Origin of the sequence: Desulfovibrio sp. UIB00 (assembly GCF_022508225.1) — a bacterium.
GTDB lineage: Bacteria > Desulfobacterota > Desulfovibrionia > Desulfovibrionales > Desulfovibrionaceae > Desulfovibrio.
On sequence record NZ_JAETXJ010000002.1, the window covers coordinates 356,288 to 378,067 of the forward strand.

At 59.1% G+C, this 21,780-nt stretch carries 18 protein-coding genes; 11 read left to right on the forward strand and 7 right to left on the reverse strand.

Annotated elements, in window-relative coordinates; genetic code table 11:
* Positions 1 to 64 precede the first annotated feature (64 nt).
* The 3 genes from JMF94_RS04465 to JMF94_RS04475 form a co-directional block, all read right to left on the reverse strand.
* Complete coding sequence (locus tag JMF94_RS04465; RefSeq protein ID WP_240823961.1) at positions 65 to 4,042, reverse strand: AAA family ATPase; 3,978 nt, start codon at positions 4,040 to 4,042, stop codon at positions 65 to 67.
* Complete coding sequence (locus JMF94_RS04470; protein WP_240823962.1) at positions 4,042 to 5,325, reverse strand: DNA repair exonuclease; 1,284 nt, start codon at positions 5,323 to 5,325, stop codon at positions 4,042 to 4,044. The genes JMF94_RS04465 and JMF94_RS04470 overlap by 1 nt, the downstream gene beginning before the upstream one ends.
* A 262-nt stretch (positions 5,326 to 5,587) precedes the next feature.
* Positions 5,588 to 6,670, reverse strand: coding sequence for a glycosyltransferase family protein (locus JMF94_RS04475; RefSeq protein ID WP_240823963.1), 1,083 nt, complete (start codon positions 6,668 to 6,670; stop codon positions 5,588 to 5,590).
* A 178-nt stretch (positions 6,671 to 6,848) separates the two neighbouring features.
* On the opposite strand from JMF94_RS04475, the gene JMF94_RS04480 reads away from it, so the two are divergent.
* The 11 genes from JMF94_RS04480 (at position 6,849) to JMF94_RS04530 (ending at position 18,007) form a co-directional block, all read left to right on the forward strand.
* Positions 6,849 to 7,871, forward strand: a complete 1,023-nt coding sequence (locus JMF94_RS04480; protein WP_240823964.1) for a glycosyltransferase — start codon at positions 6,849 to 6,851, stop codon at positions 7,869 to 7,871.
* The gene (locus JMF94_RS04485) at positions 7,871 to 8,449 is read left to right on the forward strand and encodes a tetratricopeptide repeat protein (RefSeq protein ID WP_240823965.1); all 579 of its coding nucleotides are present in this window, start codon (positions 7,871 to 7,873) and stop codon (positions 8,447 to 8,449) included. The genes JMF94_RS04480 and JMF94_RS04485 overlap by 1 nt, the downstream gene beginning before the upstream one ends.
* A gap of 72 nt (positions 8,450 to 8,521) precedes the next feature.
* On the forward strand, positions 8,522 to 8,779 hold the full coding sequence (locus JMF94_RS04490) for a hypothetical protein (RefSeq protein WP_240823966.1): 258 nt from the start codon (positions 8,522 to 8,524) through the stop codon (positions 8,777 to 8,779).
* 480 nt (positions 8,780 to 9,259) lie between these two features.
* Complete coding sequence (gene hflK, locus JMF94_RS04495) at positions 9,260 to 10,420, forward strand: FtsH protease activity modulator HflK (protein WP_240823967.1); 1,161 nt, start codon at positions 9,260 to 9,262, stop codon at positions 10,418 to 10,420.
* Entirely contained in the window at positions 10,420 to 11,268 is an 849-nt protein-coding gene (locus JMF94_RS04500; RefSeq protein WP_240823968.1) for a protease modulator HflC, read from the forward strand. Before hflK ends, JMF94_RS04500 begins: the two co-directional genes overlap by 1 nt.
* A gap of 33 nt (positions 11,269 to 11,301) precedes the next feature.
* Positions 11,302 to 11,994 (forward strand): helix-turn-helix domain-containing protein, encoded by a 693-nt coding sequence (locus JMF94_RS04505; RefSeq protein WP_192112498.1) that lies wholly within the window; start codon positions 11,302 to 11,304, stop codon positions 11,992 to 11,994.
* Between the two features lie 4 nt (positions 11,995 to 11,998).
* A complete protein-coding gene (locus JMF94_RS04510; protein WP_240823969.1) occupies positions 11,999 to 13,405 on the forward strand; it encodes a lytic murein transglycosylase in 1,407 nt (468 codons plus the stop codon).
* Positions 13,406 to 13,614: 209 nt separating this feature from the next.
* The gene (locus tag JMF94_RS04515; protein ID WP_240823970.1) at positions 13,615 to 14,277 is read left to right on the forward strand and encodes an HDIG domain-containing metalloprotein; all 663 of its coding nucleotides are present in this window, start codon (positions 13,615 to 13,617) and stop codon (positions 14,275 to 14,277) included.
* Complete coding sequence (locus tag JMF94_RS04520) at positions 14,240 to 15,154, forward strand: D-alanine--D-alanine ligase (protein WP_240823971.1); 915 nt, start codon at positions 14,240 to 14,242, stop codon at positions 15,152 to 15,154. The genes JMF94_RS04515 and JMF94_RS04520 overlap by 38 nt, the downstream gene beginning before the upstream one ends.
* 149 nt (positions 15,155 to 15,303) lie before the next feature.
* Positions 15,304 to 16,218 carry a DMT family transporter gene (locus tag JMF94_RS04525; RefSeq protein ID WP_240823972.1) on the forward strand — a complete coding sequence of 305 codons (915 nt, stop codon included), beginning with the start codon at positions 15,304 to 15,306 and terminating at the stop codon, positions 16,216 to 16,218.
* Positions 16,219 to 16,657: 439 nt separating this feature from the next.
* On the forward strand, positions 16,658 to 18,007 hold the full coding sequence (locus JMF94_RS04530; protein ID WP_276612825.1) for a sodium:alanine symporter family protein: 1,350 nt from the start codon (positions 16,658 to 16,660) through the stop codon (positions 18,005 to 18,007).
* Between the two features lie 155 nt (positions 18,008 to 18,162).
* Here JMF94_RS04530 and JMF94_RS04535 read toward each other — a convergent pair whose 3' ends face one another.
* From JMF94_RS04535 to rfbF, 4 genes are all read right to left on the reverse strand, one after another.
* Entirely contained in the window at positions 18,163 to 19,140 is a 978-nt protein-coding gene (locus tag JMF94_RS04535) for a prenyltransferase (RefSeq protein ID WP_240823973.1), read from the reverse strand.
* A 1-nt stretch (position 19,141) separates the two neighbouring features.
* The gene (locus JMF94_RS04540) at positions 19,142 to 19,639 is read right to left on the reverse strand and encodes a dTDP-4-dehydrorhamnose 3,5-epimerase family protein (RefSeq protein ID WP_240823974.1); all 498 of its coding nucleotides are present in this window, start codon (positions 19,637 to 19,639) and stop codon (positions 19,142 to 19,144) included.
* Positions 19,639 to 20,754, reverse strand: coding sequence for a CDP-glucose 4,6-dehydratase (rfbG, locus tag JMF94_RS04545; protein WP_022658048.1), 1,116 nt, complete (start codon positions 20,752 to 20,754; stop codon positions 19,639 to 19,641). Before rfbG ends, JMF94_RS04540 begins: the two co-directional genes overlap by 1 nt.
* A 124-nt stretch (positions 20,755 to 20,878) precedes the next feature.
* Positions 20,879 to 21,643, reverse strand: coding sequence for a glucose-1-phosphate cytidylyltransferase (rfbF, locus tag JMF94_RS04550; protein WP_240823975.1), 765 nt, complete (start codon positions 21,641 to 21,643; stop codon positions 20,879 to 20,881).
* Positions 21,644 to 21,780 lie beyond the last annotated feature (137 nt).

Sequence of the window (21,780 nt, forward strand, 5' to 3'; positions counted from 1 at the left end):
ATAAAGAGGGGCGGATGCTCACAAGGAACACCCGCCCGCTGTGCAGAAGGAGGATTTGTTAGCGCTATGCGGCCTTGATGCTGCCGTCTTGCACATGGAACAGCGCGGCCTGGGGTTCTGCCTTGCGCAGCAGTTCCGCCATGTGCGGCTGGCAGGTATAGTAAAGCAACTGATGGGCCTTGCCTTGGCTGCCGCCGGTCAGCTCCACAAAGGCGCGCGCGGTGCGCTCGGCCCTTTGCGGGTCAAAGTTGACCAGCACTTCGTCCATGATCACAGGCAGGGGGGCCGCATGCAGGGCATGATTTTTGATGTAGGCCAGCCGCAGGGCCAGATAGGCCTGCTCGCGCGCGCCACGGCTCAGATTTTCCGGCGCTATGGGTTCGCCCTGCGCGGGCAGGATGGCGAGGCTGGCGTCTTCCAGCGAGGCGTTGATGCCCCGCCAGCGCTGGCCAGTGATGCGGGTGAAGATGCTTGAAGCAAGGCGGATGACCTCTGGCTGGCGCTCCAGCTCAAAGGTGCGCTTGGCTGTTTCAAGTATGCTGCGGGCAAGGGCCACGCGGCTCCAGGCAAAGGCCATGCGCTCCATGTCTTCCACAAGGGCCGCCTCCTGCTGCAAAAGCTGCGAAAGCTCATCAGTGCGCGAAAGTGCGTCCACCTTGCTGCGCAGTTCCGCCACGCGCTTGACCAGATTTTCTTCCTGCTCCTGAATGCCTGTCAGTTCTTCGCTGATGGTTGCGCTGCGGCGCTCCTGACTTTCCTGATCCTCATGCTCGAAGGAATCGAGAAAGTCCTTAAGGGGTGTTTTGTCCGCAGCCAGCCGCAGGGCGTCTTCCAGATCCTGACGGCGCAGGGTGAGTGCGCGCAGTTCTTCGTGCAGTGCGGCCTGACGCAAAAACTCTTCCGCATCATGCGCGCCCGCCATGGCAAGCAGGGAGCGTTCCGCGCTCCGGGCGCTTTCGAGGGCGGCCTCCGCAGCGCGGGCCTCATCCTCCATTTCCGTCACTTCATTATCAAGGTTGCGGCGGCGGCTCTGCGCCTGCGACATGGCTTCCGCCGCCTCCAGCGCCGCATCAAGGCTGAGCAGCCAGTCTGGGCGGTTGTCCGCATCCTGCTGCGGTGGCAGGCCAAGCTCTGCGAGCAGGGCTTGCAGCGGGTCACGCAGCGCAGCCAGTTCTGCGCGGCCCTGATTGAGCTGCGATTGGGCACGTTGTACCGAAGCCTCGGCAGCGAGGCAGTTTTCCATGTATTTCAGGGCTTCCCGCACGGTTTCCGGGTCAAGGTCGGTGCCGAGGCCAAGATCATGCAGGCAGGCTGTCCATTGCGAGCGCGCTTCGTTGAGCCGCTCCTGCGCCTGACGCTGTTCCGCGCTGGCTTCCGCCTGACGGGTGCGGGCGCGGTTGAGTTCGCTCTGCGAATTTTGCAGCGCGGCCTCGGCCTTGATGCGCAGTTCGCGGGCGGCGTCGGCCTCGCGGCAGGATTCAAGCACTTGCCGCACAGCCTCCGCCAGTGAATCTGAATCCGCATTGGCGGGCAGGCGTTCAGCCACAGCAGGCACAAGGCGCATGCGGGCTTCTGTCTGGCGCAGGTCGTCATCCAGGGTTTGCAGCTCCGCATCGGCGGCAGCAACGCCGCCAAAGGCGAGCCGTGCTGATTCCGCCCTGGCAAAAAAAGCAGCCGCACCCTCGGGCGAGGGCACATTGGCCACGTGCAGGGCCAGCATGAATTCGTGCCAGCGGCGGCGGGTCTGCTGCACAATGCCTTCTACCTCGGAGCGCACAGCCTGCCGTTTGCTCACTTCCGTGCGGGCAAGGTCCATGGCGTGCTTCAGCTCGTCCATGTCCTTGCGGGCGCGCTCTTCTTCAAAGCACTGCTCACGTTCGTGCTCAAGCAGCACCTCCCTTGCTTCAAGCGTCACCAGATCCATGCTTTGCACGCCAGCCGCCGCGCAAAGCTGGCTGGCCTGCTCGTCCAGCTCCGCTACATGGGCCGCGCACGAATCGCGTCTGCCCTGAAGTTGCAGATGCTCCATCTGGCGGCGTTTTGCCTCTGCGCCAGTGTGTGGTACGCCGCCAGCCATAAAGCCAACGCCGCAGAGCAGCAGCAGATAGCCAGACCACAGGCTTACCGGCAGCTCAATGTCGGCCGTGAGGGCAACGCTTGTAATGCCCATGCGCCAGTAAGCCAGCAGCATGCCCGCGCCGCCAAGAAAGAAAGCAAGGCCCAGAACCAGCAGGGGCAGGTTTTTTACTCGTGTGACGGGCGGTTCATTGCCGATGCGGGCGCTGAGTTCTTCCAGCCGCTCACGCTCCGTGCCCAAGGTGGCGGAAAGGGCGCGCAGCTTGCGCAGGGCCAGGGTTTGCCCGTCAAGATCCTCGCGGGTGGGGCCGTTTATGTGGCGCTGTTCTTCGCGCAGGGCTTCCACGCGGCCCTTGACGGCAGCAACCTGCTCTTCCGCCTGGCGCACTTCCTGCGCTGCATCGTCCGCCTGACGCATTTTGTCCTGCACGTCAGCGGCCAGAGCGAGGGCTTCTTCCTGTCGCGAAAGGAGCGAATCAAGCAGGGCTTCTGCCTGTGCGCCGTCACTTGCGCCGTTGACCATCAGCCGCAGCGGGTTGAAAGCTCTGGAAAATGTTGTTTTTGCCTCGTTCACCGCGCGTTGGCGCAGAGGCCGCTGGCGGCGGGCTTCTTCCTGCCGGGCGAGGGCCTGACGCAAATTGTCGCGGGCATCGTCATCCAGCGCTGCGGGCGGCGCGGGCAGCAGATCAAGGGCGGCAGTGTTGGAGGCCACCTCGCGTTCTGCGCTTTCCACTTCGCGGTTGCTCTGGGTGAGGCTGTCCACGGCGGCCTGATGGGCCGAGGCTGCGGCGCGCATTTCCCGCCCTTGGCGTTCAATGTCCTCGCGGGCAAAGAGGGAACGGTCTGTGGCCCGGATGCGGTCGCACGACCAATCCGGCCCAAGGCGCGAGAGTTCGCGGCTGAGGTCTTCCTGCGCGCGCAGCAGGGCTTCCTCCTGCGCGGGCAGGGCGCTCAAGGCCTGCCGGAAGCCGCTTTTGCGCTCGGCCATGCGGCGCAGGGCGGGCAGGGCCTCCAGCAGGGGATAGTTGATTTCAAGTTCGTCCCGCCGCTGGCGCAGCCGGGTGAGCTTTTCCATCTGCGCGGCCCATTGCCGCTCGCAGCCCTCGCGGGCCTCCTGCGCGCGGGCAAGGCGTTCCCTGCCGTTTTCGGGAAAGGTAGCGCTTATGGGGTCAAGCCGTTCAAGGCGTGCGCCCGCCATGCGCCATTCGTTCCACTGCAACCACACGCCAAGGCGGCGTTCAAGGATGCGGCGTTCTTCTTCGAGCTGGAGTTTACGGTGGCGCAGGTTTGCCAGATCATCGCGTTTTGCGGCAAGGTCCATTGCCATGCTGTCGTACCCGGCGCATTCCTGCTCCAATTCAATCTTTCGTTGCCGCAGTTCGGCAAGCTGGCGCAGGGCAGCGTTGAGGGCGGGTTTGCTACCGCCGCTCTTGAAAATTTCATCGGCCTGTTTGTCCAGCAGTTTGAGGGCCTCGCCGGGCGAACGCAGCCCCGGCCCGAAGCTTGCGCCGTACAGGGCGTTACGCACGCCTTCGTCAGTGAGGCTGTTGAGGTCTTCAAGCTCTGTGAGGCTGAAGCCGAACACGTTGCGGTACACATCGCGGCTCACGCCGGAGAGCATCTGGCGCAGCATGTCCGGTTCCAGCGGTTTGCCCTCAGGGTCGGTGAGGGTAAGCACTCCGCCGTTGCTGCCGGGCCGCCGGGTAAGGCGCAGAATGCCGCGTTCGTCCGAGCGCAGTTCCATGCTGCCGCCGGGCTGCCCGCCGCGCAGGGGGCCGGGAATACGCTTGTATTCCTTGTTGCGCGGGTCGGGATAGCCGATGAGCATGGTGCGCAGAAATTCCAGGCAGGTGGACTTGCCCGCTTCGTTTTCACCCAGAAAAATGGAAAGCCCCGGCGAAAGGTTTTCAACACTCACGTCAGAAAAGATACCGAAGCCGTCCATGTGGAAGGACTGGATATACATCAGCGTGCCTCCAGAAGATCCGTGCACAGGCGTTCGGCCTCTTCCAGAAGGGCTCGCATACGCGCATCGTCGGGTTGGGTGAGAATATGGCGGAGCTGCCCGTGATCATAGACCTGTTTCAGCGCCGGGGTTGCCACATCGTGCAGGGCATCGCTGCTTTGCGCCATGCGCTCGGCCAGCCGCAGGGTTTCGCCAAGCAGGTCTTCCCGTTGCAGGTACTGGGCACGGTCAATGGCGGGGCTTGTTTCGGCCACCATGTCCTTGATCCACACGCTGGGGGTGCCTGTTTGCAGGTGCGCCAGCCGTTCAGCAAGGTCTTCCTGATTGGGAGCATCGCGCAGGGCGGCGTCAAGCGGGGTGCGCCCGTGCAAAACCACACGGGCCATCAGGGCTTCGCAGCCGGGGTCTGTGGCTTCGGCGGCCTGCTCCAGCGCCCGGGTCATTCTGTTTTCCACCTCGTTGAGGTGGACCACATCGTCAAGTTCAACCTGTACTCTGGCCCACTGCACGGGGCCCAGACGCACAAAATCTTCTTTGCACGCGTAGCCGCCGCCCGGTTGAGGGTTTGCCGTCACCCGCAGGCAGCCGCGCGGCCCCGGCTCATTGACGTGCAGGCCCTGAGCGTTGCCGCTGTATGCGATAAAAGGGGTGGCGCAAAGTGTGGCCCGCTCGTGCACATGGCCCAGCGCCCATGCGTCAAGCCCTGTATTCTTGAGGTCGTCCAGCGAGCAGGGAGCGTAGCGGTCGGCCTTGCTTTGGCCTTCGACCGTGCAGTGCAGAACGCCAAGCTGAAAGCAGTCATGGTGCTGGTCGCGCCGGAACAGGCGGGCCAGGTTGCGGCCTTCCTTGATCTTGGCGTGGCTGATGCCGTGCACCACGGCCACGACCTTGCCGTCTTTTTCAACCGTGTGGCTCTCGGCATCCGGCCCGAAAACAGTGACGTTGTCAGGCCACTGCACAGCCGCCAGCCTTGAGGAAAGGGGATCGTGGTTGCCGTGCGCCAGAAAAACGCGCACTCCGGCATCACGCAGGCGGCGGCAGCCGTCGCACAGCTTGAGCTGGGCTTTAACGCTGTGGTTTTCCTCATTATACACATCGCCAGCCAGTATGAGAAAATCCGGCTTGTCTGATTCGCAAAGCCGAAAGAGGCGGTCCATGGCCTTGAAGGTGGCCTCTTGCAGCAGACGCGCCAGATGCCCACCCTGTGCCGCCGTGCGGGAAAGCCCCTGAAACGGCGTGTCCAGATGCAGATCGGCGGCGTGAATATAGCGGATGCCGTCCATGTAAAAGCCTCGTTTGTGGATTTGTAGGAAAATATTGCTGAAATCTAGACTTTTTCAAAATAAATGACAAGCGCAACGGCCAATTACGCCATTGCTTCAGGTGTGACGGCGCAGTTACAACAGTGCGCCAGGAATATTATGCTGCAAGTACAGGTGGATGGAAAAACAGCGAGAAACAGGGGCGGAAGGGCAGAAAAAAGCCAGACCGCCGATATACCGGGGTCTGGCTCTGGAGTTGCGTTGAAAAAACGGCTTGCCGTTTTTATTCTTGCACTGCGGGATTGCCGTGCACAGGTAGGGAGCCGTTGCGGATAAAGTGGTCCACAAGGCCGAAAACCGCTTCATTGCCGCAGAAGTTTCCTGCGGCGATGGCCGCCTTGTAGGCAGGCAGGTTGGCTTCAAAGCGTTGCAGCAGCTCCGGTTCCAGCGTGTGCATGTCGGCCTGCATGCCGTAGTTCAGGCGTTCAATATAGAGCGCGTTGAAGCGTTGTTCCACCATGGCCTTGAGGGGCAGGGTGAGTATGGGCTTGCCCAGGTGCAGGGCCTCGCCCATGAGGGTATGCCCGCCGCCCTGGATAACGTAGGAGCAGCCTTCCAGCAGCCGCAGAAAGCCCTCTTCGCTCTTGCGCATGAAGATAACGTTGTCCTCCTGCCCTTCGGTGCGGTCATAGCCGAAGACATAGCAGGTCTTGCGCGTGGCGGCGCGTAGAAAGTCCACCAGTTTGCGGTGGGTGGAATTGCTCTGGTACACGAGCACATGGCCGTCATCGCGCGGGTTGAGCGCAAGCACGCTGTCGCGCAGGATGGGCGGGGCCACACGCGCCTTGTACTGCGGCAGCACTGGCGGCGAGTAGAAGGATATAATGAGGTTTTCCGCCGTGGGGCGGAAGAGATAGCGCGGGGTGAGGCCCTGCACAAAGGTATCCCACCACATATTGGGCGGCAGGTTGTGCTGGCAGCAGGTGATGATGTGCTGATGGTCGAGGGTCAGACATGGCAGCCCGGCCTTTTCGGCGGCGCGCGGCACGAAGTATTCCAGATCGGTCATGCAGACATCGGGCCGGAATTCATCAATGAGGCGCGACACCTGATCAATATAACGCTGCCTGTGCCACAGGAGGGGCAGCGCCCGGCTGATGGTGGCGGCCATGTCCACCTTGTAGTCCTTGAACACCGTGCCCAGATTGGGCAGTCGGCGCACGGGAAATTCCGGCTCAAGAATTTTTGGGGCGTCGTCTTCCGCCACAAAAAGAAATTCGTGCCGTGAAAGGCGGCGGGCTATGGTCAGGCCGCGCATGGCGTGCCCGTGGCCTGTGCCGTGAATGCCGTAAAGTACGCGCGCCATGGTTCTCCTTTATGCCTGCCGCAGAATAGGCGGCGGGTTTGCGGCGGCAAGCCTACCAATGCAGGGCCGGAGCGTCAATTGCTCGTCTTGACGCACAGGGGCCTGTTATCTACCATCACGCAGTACTTGCTGTTTGTCACATCTGATTGCGGGGCGCAGCAGCGCCAGCGGAGCATACATGCACGAGCCCAGCACAGGGGCGAGCCCGCAGGGGCCGCTCTGCAACGTGACCATCCCGGTTTTTAACAGGCCTGCGGCCACGGAACGCGCCATCCGCGCCCTGGCAGCCACCTCGCGCGAGGTGCCGTTTCATATAACGGTGGTGGACAACGGCAGCGAGCCGGAGCTTGTAAAAAAACTGCTGGCCTTGCGGGCCGAGGGCCTGATCGACCATCTTTTTTTGTTGCCGCGCAATATGGGCGTGGCCTGCGCAGCCAATGTGGGCTGGCAGCTTGTGTCCGCGCCGCTGTACATGAAGCTGGATAACGACACAGCCATTGTTCGCAAGCACTGGCTGCGCGATCTGCTGGCCCTGTGGAGCCATGGACAGCCGCTCTCCAATCTTGGCGGCGCGTTCAACCGTGAAATGCTGCGAAAAACTCTCGGCAGCGTGCAAACCCCGCACGGCGAGCTTGGGTTGTGCGTGGGCAACCTGCCCGGTCAGGCCGTGCTTGTGCCGCAGGCTGTTTCTGAAAAGCTGGGTTTCTGGAATGAGGAATATGGCCTCTACGGCGGCGAAGACGGTGATTACGGCCTGCGCATGCAGGTGGCGGGTCTGCCGCAGTACTACTACCTCGGCCCCGAGTATTTTGAAAATATCAGGGAAGATGATGACGCGCGCGAAACCTATGCCGCGCGCGGCATAGACAAACGCAGACTGCACCGCGAGCTGGTCGTCAGGGATAACCTGTGCATGGGCAAGCTGTTCATGAATAAAATTCTCTACCTTTCCGGCCTGCGTTCTCTTGCGCCACTACAACGCTATGCTGTAGACGATGTGGACGGGCAGGGCCGGGTGCGGCTGACAGAGCGTAAGGAATACAAGGATTTTCAGCGCGATCTTGCGCAGGTAGCCGCAGGGCTGAACGCCCGTTTTCGGGATTATGTCATGTCTTACAAGCTGGATGCGCCTACGGCGGACGCCATGCGGCAGGTGCTTGAAAAACACGCGCAGGCAACAAAAATTGATAAGGGGCTGTGATGAACGCACGTAAAGTCAGAGAAGACCTGGGCCGCGCCAAGGCCTGTTGCGCGCGCCGCGATACGGAACGGGCGCTCTTTCTAACCATTTCGGCCCTCAAGGAACTGGGGGGCCAGAGCGCCCCGCTTGATCTGCGGGGCGATTTTCGGGCCGCAGTAGCGGATCTGGCTGTTGATCCGGAGCTGAAAGCCGCTGGCGCGCCAGCCTTTGCCTATACTCCTGGAGGGGAAAGAGATCTGCTCCAGCTTCTTTCGCAGCTTTACCGCTCCCTGAAGGGGCAGGAAAAGGAAGAGGAATATCAGGCTGCCTTGCAGCGCAAGCTGAATCTTGACCACGGCTTCAGCGACGGCAAAAAGTTTCTGGCAGAGGGTAAGCCGTCAGAGGCTGATGCATGTTTTGCCGAGGCCCTCAAACACTACAAGGACGAAAAGGCCATCTTTGGCATGATGGCCCGGGCCATGATGGATGCGGGCGAATATGTACGCGCCATCGGGCATGCGCGGGCTGGCCTCAAGGAACTGCCGGACGATGCGGAACTGACGCGCATTGTGGAGGAGTGTACCCGCCTGCGTCAGTAAGGCTTTCGGCGTATTTTTTGCATCGTTCTGACGAAAACTTGGCGGCGGCAAAAGCTGCCGCAGGGAGTCGTCATGAACGGTCACAATCGTGTAAGGTCATTTCCCTATATGGCATTGAGCGCGGCGCTCTTTGGTTGCGCACTGTTCTTTGCCGTTACCCTTTGGCGCGGCGAAAGCATGGGAGAAAGCGGCCAGTTTGCCTATACTCCAGGCTTTGATGTGCGGGCGGATGTGGTCAATTCTGTGCGGGTTGTGCCGCTGGCGGGAGCCGCCCTGCGTAGTCCCAGCGTGAGCGCGGATAAATCTGCGGCTGTTTCCCTGGCCTATTAGGCTGTTTTTATTTTGAAAAGTTGGATTGCCTCGCACCAGTAGCGGGCGGCCCATTTTTTGTGTATAGTTAATCGCCTTTTTTGATCTTGTCCTTTCAGCAGTATTTCTGCTGAAGGGCTGACGTATCGCGCGTAGTCTAAAAAGGAGATGCAGAAGTGTGTTTCTTGCTTGTTGCACCCCGCCGTATCTGAAGATCGCTAATCGGGAACGGTTCTTCCCTTTGTTTTAAATTACAATTAGCTGTAATTTTTACAATATTGCTTGTAAAACATAGTAGTTTGCCATGTTATATTGACTTTGTTTCAGAATGTGCCTACATTGTACAAGCTGCCCGATTAGAATGGATGGAAAGCCTTATTGTTCTCATCACTGTAGTGACATGTTTAACTTCCTTATTTCTCCATAATATTAGTGAGTTACTGACCGATACTTTTTGTTCGGCAATAACATCACGCATTCTTTAAAGGACATGTTTGCGTTATGAATTGGGACTGGGACAAACTTCAGGAAAAAAGACAGAAGCAGGGTTCTAACCCTCCGCCCCGACCTCCTCAGGATATGGATTCTGACGATATGGGGCAGGAAGAAGAAACCCCTCGTGCCAGGCGCACTCCTTTTAATAACGGCCGTGGCCCCGGTGGCGAAAATCCTTTTTCCAAAATAGCCCGCATGCGCTTTCCCAACGGAAGGGCGGCTGGCCTTGTGGGTTTTGCCATTGTGGTTCTGTGGCTTCTTTCGGGTATTTATATTGTTAATCCCGATGAACAGGGCGTTGTTCTGCGTTTTGGCAAGTATGACCGTACCGAAGGACCCGGCCCGCACTACGCGTGGCCTGTTCCTATTGAATCCGTATACAAACCGCAGGTAACGCAGGTTTTGCGCAGCGAGGTGGGCTTCCGCTCCGTTGGGCAGGCGGCCACGTTCCAGCAGGGGCAGTTGCGCACTATTCCGGAGGAAGCCTCCATGCTCACGGGCGATGAAAACATCGTCAACGTGCAGTTCAGCGTGCAGTACAAGATCAGCGACCCCGTGGACTACCTTTTTAACGTAACAGCGCCCGCAGCGCTGGTGCGCAATGCCGCAGAGGCGGCCATGCGCGAGGTCATCGGCAACAGCCAGATCGACTCTGCCATTACAGATGGCAAGCTGAAAATTCAGAGCGAAGCCACCCAGCTGCTGCAAACCGTGCTTGACCGCTACGGCGCGGGTATACAGGTGCTGGCCGTGCAGTTGCAGGATGTGCATCCCCCGCACGAGGTCATTGATGCCTTCAAGGATGTGGCAAGCGCCCGTGAAGACAAGAGCCGCATTATCAACGAGGCCGAGGCCTACCGCAACGAACTGCTGCCCAAGGCCCGGGGTCAGGCTGCCGCCATGGGCAACGAGGCCGCTGCCTACAGTGCAACGCGCATGCGCAACGCCGAGGGCGACGCCTCCCGTTTTGACGCCCTGCGCATCGAGCACGACAAGGCCCCCAAGGTCACGGAACAGCGCCTTTATTATGAAGCTGTAGAAGACATCCTTTCCAACGCGAACGAAAAGGTGCTTATGGACAATCCGGCTGCTGGCCGCGCGCTGCCCTATCTCACCTTGCCTGGTCTCGGCGCTCCTGCTTCGCCCAAGACGCTGGAGAAGAAATAATGAGTAAAAATCCTCTGGTGCTGATTCTTGTTGCTCTGGTACTGCTTATCGTTGTTACCCAGGGATTCTTTACTGTTCACCAGACCCAGAAGGCTCTGGTTTTGCAGCTGGGCGAACCGCTTTCGCGCGTGTACGGGCCTGGTCTGCATTTTAAAATTCCTTTCATCCAGAACGTGGTCTATTTCGATGCCCGTGTTCTGGACTATGAAGCGCGCTCCCGAGAGGCCTTTACCGTAGATAAAAAGGCCATTGTTCTTGATAACTATGCGCGCTGGAAGATTATTGATCCCCTGCAGTTTTATCGCACAATGCGTTCCATTCCCGGAGCGCAGGCGCGGCTGGACGACGTTGTCTATTCACAACTGCGGGCACTCGTGGGTGCGTATACCCTTACAGAGGTCGTGTCCTCCCACAGGGCGGCCATCATGAAGGAAGTGACCAACAAGGTTTCCGACCTCATGCATGGCTACGGAGTCGAGGTGCTGGATGTACGCATCAAGCGTACAGACCTGCCACCTGAAAACCAGCGTGCGATTTTTGGGCGCATGCGGGCCGAACGTGAACGGCAGGCAAAGCAGTACCGTTCGGAAGGTGAAGAGGAGTCGACGCGTATTCGTTCCGATGCCGACCGCCAGCGCGCGGTTATTCTGGCAGAGGCGGCGCGCGCCGCGCAGGTTGAACGAGGAATGGGCGATGCCAAGGCTGCGGCAGTTTACGCCCAGGCCTATAACAAGGCCCCTCAGTTCTATGCGTACCAACGCTGGCTTGACGCCATGCGTAAATCACTAAAAGAGAACAGCAAGCTGGTGCTTTCCAACGAAACGCCACTGCTCAATCAGCAACATTGATGCGTGGTTTTCCACGCCAGGAGTCAAAGAGTTATGCCCGGTTTTGCAGAGATATATGAACGCATCAAGTTGGCCACCAACAGCCGTACACAGGTTGAGCTGGCCGAGGTTCTGGACATCCGTCAGTCCAGTATTTCCGATGCGAAACGGCGCAATTCCGTGCCTGGTGACTGGTTCATGAAGCTTTTCGAGAAGTTTGGGCTGAACCCTGACTGGCTCAAGCAGGGTGTAGGCCCCATGTACTTGCGCACCGAGCAGGGCTACGTGCCTGAAGACGCACCGGCCTCACTTGCCGAAACAGCTGCCCACTATGGCGATGCCATGGCCCGTGGTGGCATCCATTCCGTGTACGACGCCAAGTGCGTCTACAATGATGATGCCCCCCGTCCTGCCCTGGCTCTGGCGGGCAAGATATCGCTGCCGCTTTCACTCACACGTGACGGCCTTCAGGTGCTGCGGGTGCGCGGCGCCAACATGGCCCCCCTTATCTCGGAAGGGGCGCATGTGGGTGTGGATACAATGGATACGGATGTGGTGTCTGGCCGCATCTATGCCATTTTTGCTCCCAATGAGGGCGTAGTGCTGCGCAGGGTGTTTTTGAACAGCACCCAGGATGGCTACGTGCTGCGCTCCGAGGCTGCAAGCTTCCCCGAAACCCAGTTGGCTGCGGGCCTGCTTGCCAAGCGCATGCTTGGCCGCGTGGCGTGGGTGTTGCAGGAAGTGTAGAAAAATGATGCTGCAACCGGCTTTTGCCGTTCATTCGTTTTGCCGAAGAGCCTGGTCGGTATGTGGTCTTGCGGGCTGTCTGCTGCTGTGCGCCTGTAGCGGCGCACAGACAGCGGCCTCACGCGGTGGGGACGGTATTACATCGTATGATTTGCCGTCCTCTCCTGCTGCAAGCCAGCCTTCCTACAGCACGGCTGGGGCACCTCCTGCCGCTTCGCCAAACACGGGGCAGGGCTATGCGACCCCCAATTATTCCGGCGGTTATTCCGGCGGGTATGCGGGGGGGAGCAGCGGTGCGGGCACTACGGCGGCTCCAAGCTATGGCGAGCCGCAAAGTCAGGCTCCTGGCTATGCCGCGCCATCTCCAACATATGCGCCCACGCCTGCGCCAACATATACCCCGTCATACCAGCAAAGCCAGCCGCAACCAGCGGCAGGCTCCGCTGCCATTGCTCCGGCATGGCGGCCCTTGGCTGATCGGCTTGCGGCTGACGGGCTTTCTGGTCCACGGGTGAACGCCCTGCTGGCTACGCTCAGCGCCACGCCCACGCAGTCGCCCATGGGCAGGAAAATGCGCGAGCTGTATAACCGTAAATTTTTCCCCAAGCCGCCTTCCACCGCGCCTGTGGCCCCGTATTACAAGGGCGTGCTGACCGATGCCAACGTGCAGTTGTGCCGCCAGTTTGTGGCGCAGAACAAGCGGGCGTTTGATCAGGCCGAGGCCCGTTTTGGCGTACCTTCATCCATAGCGGTATCCCTGCTGTTTGTGGAAACCCGCCTTGGCAAGGTGCTGGCTGACGTGCCGGAAAATGCCTTTTACACGCTTGCAAGCATGTCGGTAACGCGTCAGCCCTCTGATATTCCTGACTGGCTGCCGCGCATGCCCGGCTATCAGGAGCATCTCGACTGGTTTGCTGAAATCATGCCCAAACGGGCAGATTGGGCCTACAAGGAAGTAAAGGCCCTGGTGGAGCACATGTTGCGCGACAATATTGATCCGCACCACCTGCCAAGCTCCATTTACGGGGCTGTGGGCCTTTGCCAGTTCATGCCTTCCAATATTGCCACGTATGGCGCGGACGGCGACGGCGATGGCAAGGTTGACCTGTTCACCATCCCCGATGCTGTGGCAAGTCTTTCCAATTATCTCGCCAAACATGGCTGGAAGCCCGGCCTGCCACGCACTCGGCAGCATCAGCTGCTCATGGCCTACAACCATGCCGCCATCTACGCCAACACCATCATGGCCTTGTCAGACATGATCAACGGCGCGCCTTCGCCCGAGGCCTCGGCCAAGGCAGCCCCGGCCACTGCGGGCAAGCCTGCATCGGCAAAAGCTGGCAAGGCCGCTCCGGCCAAGGCTGCCAAACCTGTGAGCAAGGCTCCAAAACCGGTTAAGCCCGCAAACTGACGGTTTTAACTTATCCATGTACCACCACCATCCCGCTGCCCTTTGGGCAGTGGGATTTTTTGCGAGCAAAGTCTGCCCACACAGGCATTAATGATCGGCAGTCGCTCTGTTCGGGAAAGTCATGGCGGAATCCGGGCTGCATCTGCCGCTGACTGAATGCCAAGCAGGGGAATCTTGCCATCCCTTTATTGCGGTGGCATACTTTGAGGATGAACACCAATTCCGGCGCGCAGTCTTCTCTGAAAGAAAGCAACCGGCCTCTGGCCGACCTGCCTCCCTTGCCATCGCTTTGCAGCGCGGGCGCTCAGCGGCCCGTACCCAGTGAAGCAGCATGTCTGGCCCTATGGGACAAATACGGCATGCTGCCGAACATTCGGCGGCATTCCTTGCTTGTGGCGCACGTGGCAGCCGCGCTGGCCCAGCGGGCGGCAGACAGGGGCTTTGCCGTGCACGTTCCAGAGGTTCGCGCTGGTGGCCTTTTGCACGACATAGCCAAGACCTACTGCGTCAAACACGGCGGCAGCCATGCGCAGGTAGGCGCGGCCTGGACTGTGGCTGAAACGGGCAATTATGCCATTGCACAGGGCGTGATGATGCATGTGTGGTGGCCGTGGGCCTTGCCGCAGGGGCCGGGAATCTGTTCACTGCCTTTTTTTGTGATCTATGCCGACAAGCGCATCAGGCACGATGCCTGCGTTACGCTTGAAGAACGCTACGAAGACCTGCTTGAGCGCTATGGCCGTACCGAGGCTGCGCGCGAAGGCATTGGCGTTGCCTACAGACAGGGAAAAAATATTGAAAGCGCCCTTGAGGCGCAGTTGGGATGGGCCTTACATGAAAATTCTTTTGATTGCGGGCGGGTGGTCCACTGAGCGTGAAGTTTCGCTCAACGGGGCGCGCGCCATGCAGGAGGCGCTTGCGCAACGCGGCCATTCGGTAACGTTTTTTGATCTGCTTTCGGGCTTCGACTGCCTGCTTGAGACAGCAGCCGCACACGATTTTGCCCTCATCAACCTGCACGGCGCACCCGGCGAAGACGGCCTTGTGCAGGCCATGCTTGAGCGGGTGGGCTGTCCATACCAGGGTTCCGGCCCTGCGGGGTCTTTCCTGGCGCTTAACAAAAGCGCCGCCAAGCAGATATTTCGGCAGGCGGGCCTGCCCACGGCAGAGTGGGAATTTTTGCCTTGCGCCCCCGAGGCTGGCTGGCAGCCACGCTTGCCCTATCCGCTCTTTGTTAAAAGCAATACGGGCGGGTCATCGTTGCGCATGGGGCGCGCCAGCAACCGGGCCGAGCTTGACGCCGTGCTGGCATCCATTTTTGCCGCTGGCGACGAGGTCATCATGGAACCAGTGCTCGCAGGGCGCGAAGTAACCTGCGGCATTCTGGGCGAGGATGCCCTGCCGCCCATTCTTATTGAGCCTGTGGCTGGCGACTTTTTTGACTATGAAAGCAAGTACGCCAAGGACGGAGCGCGCGAGATATGCCCCGCGCCCATCAGCGAAGCGCTGACCTCCCGCGTGCAGGAGCTTGCCCTTGCGGCGCACAAGGCCCTTGGCCTGAGCGGCTACAGCCGGGCTGATTTTATTCTTGGCCCGGACGACAGCCTGACCATTCTTGAGGTAAACACCCTGCCGGGCATGACGGCCACCAGCCTTGTGCCGCGCGAGGCACGCACGGTTGGGCTGGACTTTGGGCAGTTGCTTGAAAAACTCATTGAGCTGGGCATGGCCGACCAGCGTCACAACTGATTTTTACCGGGGCCGTCTGACTGTCGGGCGGCCCCGTCCTTGCTCCGCGTAGCGGCCTTTAGCTGCGGCGCGGTATCCTTTCGGTTTATTCTCCCCCCCGTTTCGCGCTGCCTGCCTGTTTCGGGACAAGCTCTGAACTGGTGATCCCAATGCTCAGTAAATCAGCCGCAGGTCACATGGCGGCACTGTTCTGCATTATCGTGTGGGGCACTACATTTATTTCCACAAAGGTTCTACTGCGGGCGTTTACGCCGGTGGAGATTCTTTTTTTCCGTTTTTTGTTGGGCTATGCGGCCTTGTGGCTTGCCTGCCCGCGCATGCTGCGCATGACGGACAAGCGGCAGGAAGTGCTGTTCGCCCTTGCTGGGCTGTGCGGCGTGACACTGTATTTTCTGCTTGAAAATATCGCTCTAACATACACATTTGCCTCAAATGTGGGCGTGATTGTTGCCATATCGCCTTTTTTTGCGGGTTTGCTGGCCTTCTGGCTGCTGCGGGCCGAGCGTCCCGGGCTGAACTTCTTTTTGGGCTTTGTGGCCGCCATGCTGGGCATTGGCCTCATCAGCTTTAGCGGCAGCACGCAACTACGCCTCAATCCTCTTGGGGATGTGCTTGCCGTGCTGGCCGGACTTTCATGGGCCGGGTATTCCATTCTGACGCGCAAGCTTATGGCCTTTGGCTATAACAGTCTGATGGTCACAAGGCGCTGTTTTTTTTACGGACTGCTGTTTATGCTGCCTTGTCTGCCGTTCATGGAATTCCATCTGGGGATGGAGCGACTGGAAAACCCGGTCAACAGCATAAATCTGCTGTTCCTGGGGCTGGGGGCCTCCGCCCTGTGCTTTGTGGCCTGGACGTTTGCCATACAGCGGCTTGGGGCAGTCAAAAGCTGCGTCTATATCTATCTTGTTCCTGTTGTCACGGTAATTACTGCTGTGCTGGTACTGCATGAGCAGATTACCTGGATGGCAGCGCTTGGAACAGCCCTGACGCTGCTTGGATTGGGCATTTCTGAAATGCGCAATTTCAGCCTGATGAAAAAGGCGGAACGTCTGAGCAAGTGAAAGGAGCGCGTTGGGCCGCCTTTTGACGTGCAGGCTTGGTAACATTTATGCGTGGGGATACGGTAGCCGTATTCCCATTTTTTGTTGCAACATGCGCCAGATGACGCATGCAACTTGCTGGAGAATTGTAGACGCTATATGTATTTTACCCAAAAGTTGCGGAATTAAAGCTGGTCAAACGTAAATATCTGGCCTGGGTAAAGCCAGACCGTTAGAGTGCCGATATCGCAGTAGATTAAAACGGGAGTTGCGGAATGACAAAAAGTCGCATATCACAACAGCCCGGCCTATTCTCCTAGCAGCGATATGCATTGCTATGGTGGTGAGATGCTGCTCATAATAGCTGGGGCATGTCTTGCGGTGGCATGTGCGCGGAATGTTGCGTCATATAGCAAATTTTCTTCAACTCACTAAATATTTTAAGAAAACTAGAGTGCATATGGAAAGTCTTATTGGCGTGCTGCAACAAATTCAGGAAATTGTCTGGGGTCCCCCAACCATGATCCTTCTCCTGATCACCGGGCTTTATTATACTCTCCGGTTGGGATTTCTTCAGTTTATTCATCTCCCCAAAGCTATTCGTTATATTTTTGAAAAAGAGGAAGGCAGTGTGGGCGATGTTTCCGCATTTGCTTCCCTCTGCACGGCATTGGCCGCAACGATTGGGACAGGCAGTATTGTTGGCGTGGCAACCGCCCTGCGTGTGGGCGGGCCGGGCGCGCTCTTCTGGATGTGGGTTTCGGCTGTTCTTGGCATGGCCACAAAGTACGCTGAAGGCGTGCTGGCCATCAAATACCGTTCCATAGATGAGAAGGGCGAAGTGGCTGGCGGCCCCATGTACTATATTGAGCAGGGCATGGGCATTAAGTGGAAATGGCTTGCCAAGCTGTTTGCGTTTTTTGGCGCGGTCACAGCCCTGATGGGCTGTGGCACCTTCCCGCAGGTCAATGCAATTACAGAATCCGTCAGTAATGCCTTTAATGTGCCGATCCCGCTGGTGGGCGCAGTTGTGACCGTTGCCACGGCCGCTGTTGTCATTGGCGGCATCAAGTCCATTTCCAGCGTGGCTGAATTTATTGTGCCGCTGATGGCGGCCTTTTATGTTGCTGCTTCGGCCTATGTGCTGTTCAACCAGTCGGCGGCGCTTCCCGGTGCTTTCGCCCTGGTCGTGAAGTCTGCTTTTGAGCCTTCTGCCGTGGCTGGCGGCGCTACCGGCGCTGTCATCGTTTCTGTAATGACAGCCATGCGTACCGGCATTGCCCGAGGTGTGTACACAAACGAAGCAGGGCTTGGCAGCGCCCCCATTGTGGTGGCCGCAGCCAAGTCTGATTCCGGCGTGCGGCAAGGCCTGATTGCCATGACTGGCGTTTTCTTCACGACTATTGTCATCTGTACCATGACGGGGCTGGTTATTATCACCTCTGGTTTGCTGGAAAGCTCAACGTTTGACGGCGGTATCCTTTCCAACGCCGCATTCAATGCTGGCATGTCTGGCGACATGGGAATGTATGTAGTCTCCATCGGGCTTGTATTCTTTTCGTTTACGACAATCATTGGCTGGAACTACTACGGCGAACGGTGCGTTGTGTATCTGACGGACGGGGTAAAATACGTAATGAGCTACAAAATACTGTATATTTTGTGCGTAGCTGTTGCCCCGTATCTGTCCATCAGGCCTATCTGGTATATGGCCGATATCACCAATGCCTGTATGGCCTTTCCCAATCTTATTGCACTGTTGGTGCTGAGCCCCATAGTCATAGCGGAAACAAAAAAGTATTTTCAATGAGCCAAGGCTGTTCGCAGAGGATCTGAAGGCGTAAAAAAAGCCGGAAAATCTCCGGCTTGAACAGGTCTGTATGCATTTTTGAGGGCATTCCCGATTGCTGGTATAAACCGGCAACCAGGAATGCCCTTTTTCAGTTGATTGCAGCAGTGAGCGTTTTACAGCAGCACACCCAGTATGAGTGCCGCACCGCTGATGAGGTAGCATTTGCGAACCAGATGCCCGTGAGCGTCCAGCGGCAGCCAGTCGCCATCCCCGGCAAGGCGGATGCGGCGGCAGGCGGCAAGATAAAAGGGCAGGCCCGTCAGGCACAGCACAACCGGCCAGCCTGCAAGCCCCGCTGCCCACAGGTTGCACAGCAGAACCCATACCAGCGGCCACCACAGGCGGAACAGCAAAAACGATCCGGCCTTGCCCAGAGTATTGGCAAGAGTATGCTTGCCCGCCGCAAGATCGGTTTCGATTTCCGGCAGGCTCTGGTAGTACAGCACCCCAGCCACCATCAGGCCCACGGGCAGTGCCAGCGCGAGGCTGCACGGCTCAAAACGGCCCAGCAGCAAGGTGGCGCTGGCGCTCACCATGATAAAGCCCATGTTCAGGCACACAAACACTTCGCCAAGGGCGCGGTGTCCGTAGCGGATGGGCGGCGCCACGTAAAAAACAGCGGAACCCACCGCGAACACGCTCAATGCCCAGAGTGCGGGCCGTAGGGCCGGGTCCAGCCCCAGAATCAGCAGGCCGCCCACGGCAAGCGTTGCCGGGGTAAGCAGGAGCAGAACAATGGACAGTTGGCGCGGGCTGATAAGGCCGGACTGGATGACGCGTGAGCCGCCGATGTTGTCGCCGCCGTCCACGCCGAGAATATGGTCAAAGAGGTCGTTGGCCAGATTGGCAATGGTCAGGCCCATAAAGCAGCCAGCCAGCAGCAGGGCGTAGGTTGCCCACTGCCCAGGCCGGATGTCACCTTGCAGGCGAAAGGCCAGTGCCAGAGCCAGCGTAACCGGAATGGCCGCCGTAATGAAAAAAGGCGGGCGGCAGGCCTGCCACCACGCCCTTGCCTGTTGGCGGAAAGTAAGCTTTGGCGCGAGGGCAGGGCGGGGAACCCATGCCTCGCGCAAAAGATCGCCGCAGCGCATGTTATACGCCTCCTTCACTCCACGTGTAGGGGATGGAAGGGTCATCGGCGGGCAGTCGCTGCCCCTCGGTGGGATCGTGGGGGATGTCAGCACAGTTGCAGATGAGCGCCGGGGCATCACCCATAGCTGTAAAGCCGTACCACACGTTCACGGGGATGCGCAGCAGGCCGTAGTGTTCCGGTCTGCCAAGGGCCAGTTCGCACAAAACGCCGCGCGTTTCGGAGTCTGGCCTGTCGTCATACATCACGATTTTCAGCAGGCCGGAAGGCACGGCAAAGTGTTGGGTCTGGCGGGTGTGGCGCTTCCAGGCCTTGACGTGGCAGGGCAGCACCTCTGAAAAATAGATCTCCCCAAAGCCCTTGCTGAAGTCTGGCAACAGGGGCGAACCGGGGCGCAGCATGTGCAGCACCGGCCCGCCTTCTGTCGGAATGACCTTCAGGGGGTGCAGCAGTGCGCCTGCAATGCCAACATCTTGCGCAGTCATTTCCTCTGTATTCATTACTTTACCCACACCTGATTGCGTTGTTCGGCGGCGTTGACGTAGGCCGCGATCTGCCCAAGGGTGAAGTCGAGCATGTTCTGGGGCTGCTTGCCGTTCTGGCCCTGATAGAAGCAGTGGTACCATTCGGCGGTGTAGCGGATGGTTTCCTCAAAGGTGAGGGTAGCCTTCCAGCCCAGATGCGCCAGTGCTTTGTCGCAGCAGAGCTTGAGCAGGGTGCATTCCTTCATGCCCGCCTGACCGTTCTTGTCCATCTCGCTGGCAAAGCCGGGCCAGTGCAGGGCAAGGGCATCCACCACTTCGGCCACGGTATTGTTGACGTCTGCCGCAGGGCCAAAGTTGTAGGCCTGCCCGCGCAGGTTGAAAGGCTCGTTGAGGCCCAGCAGCAGGCGCGCGCCAAGCCACAGGTAACCGGAAAGAGGCTCCAGCACGAGCTGCCAGGGGCGCGTGGCCCACGGGCTGCGGATCTGCACAGGCTGCCCGGCGGCCCATGCGCGGGCGCAGTCGGGAACAATACGATCCTGTGCCCAGTCGCCGCCGCCGATCACATTGCCGGCGCGCACGGTGGCGCAGGCGGGGCCATCCTTGAAAAAGCTTTCAAAATAGGAATGGGCGATGATCTCCGCGCAGCCCTTGGAGGCGGAGTAGGGATCGTGCCCACCGAGGTGGTCGGTTTCGCGATAACCCCAGACCCATTCATCATTGCGGTAGCATTTATCGGAAGTGATCATGATGACGGCCTGCACATCGGGGCAGGCGCGCACAGCCTCAAGCACGTTGAGGGTGCCCATCATGTTGGCTTCAAAGGTCAGGGCCGGGTCGTCGTACGACTTGCGCACCAGCGCCTGCGCCGCAAGGTGGAAGACCACATCGGGGCGGAACTGGCGCATGGCCTTGATCATGCTTTCGCGGTCGCGGATGTCGCCACGCACGTCAGCCTCGAGGTGCGCGCAAAGATCCATGGCGGCGTAGTGCGAGGGGGTGGTGGGCACGCAGTCGGAAAAACCGCCGACCACTGCGCCCATCTGGGTCAGCCATGCCGCAAGCCATGAACCTTTGAATCCCGTGTGTCCGGTTACAAAGACCCGGCGTCCTTTATATGCGTTGGCAAACATGTTGGTTCCTCGTTGAGTTTTCGCGCGTTGGCTGACGCGGAAAGGAGATGTGCAGCCTGTGAAGCAGGCTTCGGCTACGGGCAGGCCGCAGCCGAAGCTGTAAGTATGTGTTGCGAAGCGCCGTTTAGACCCAGAAGGCCTTGCCCGCGTCCCACATCTCGTTGAGCTTGATGGAGTCGCGCAGCGTGTCCATGCACTGCCACTGACCGGGGTGCGGATACATGGAAAGCTGCCCCTCCGCCGCCAGCCGCTGCAAGGGTTCTTTTTCCAGATCGCAGGCTTCGTCCTCGGTGAGGTAGTCAAGAAATTCGCGCTTGAAGACGAAAAATCCGCAGTTGATGAATTCGTCCAGAACGGGCTTTTCTTCCCACGAAAGGATCTTGCCGTTGGCATCGGTGCGCACCGTGCCAAAGCGCGAGGGCATGCGCACACCCGTAAAGGTGCCGATGCTGCCCGACTGCTTGTGGAATTCGATGAGCTTGTTCAGGTCGATATCAGCAACGCCGTCGCCGTAAGTAACCATAAAGCGGTCGGTGTCAATGTGCTTGGCAACGCGCTTGAGGCGGCCACCCTTTTGCGTTTCCTGCCCGGTGTCGCACAGGGTCACGCGCCAGTCCTCAATGGGATTGGGATAGGTGGTGATGTTGCCGCTCTTGAGGTCAACCGTAAAATCCGTATTGCGGATGTTGTAGTCGTGGAAATACTGCTTGATGACCTCGCCCTTGTAACCAAGGGGCAGGATAAAATCCTTGAAGCCAAAGCGCGCATAGATGGACATGATGTGCCAGAGCACGGGCCGTCCGCCGATCTCGACCATGGGCTTGGGTTTGACCGAGGTTTCTTCGCGCAGACGCGTACCCTTGCCGCCGCACATGATGATGACTTTCATTCTAAGCCTCCTGCCGCCGCGTTTCATGGCTTGTTCCGTTCGCGGCGTGTGGCCCATGTGTAGCAGAAGGGCGCAAGGAAAAAAAGCCCCGCAAGCGGGCCTGGGCGGCCGGGATGCACTTTGCATTTGCGCCTGCA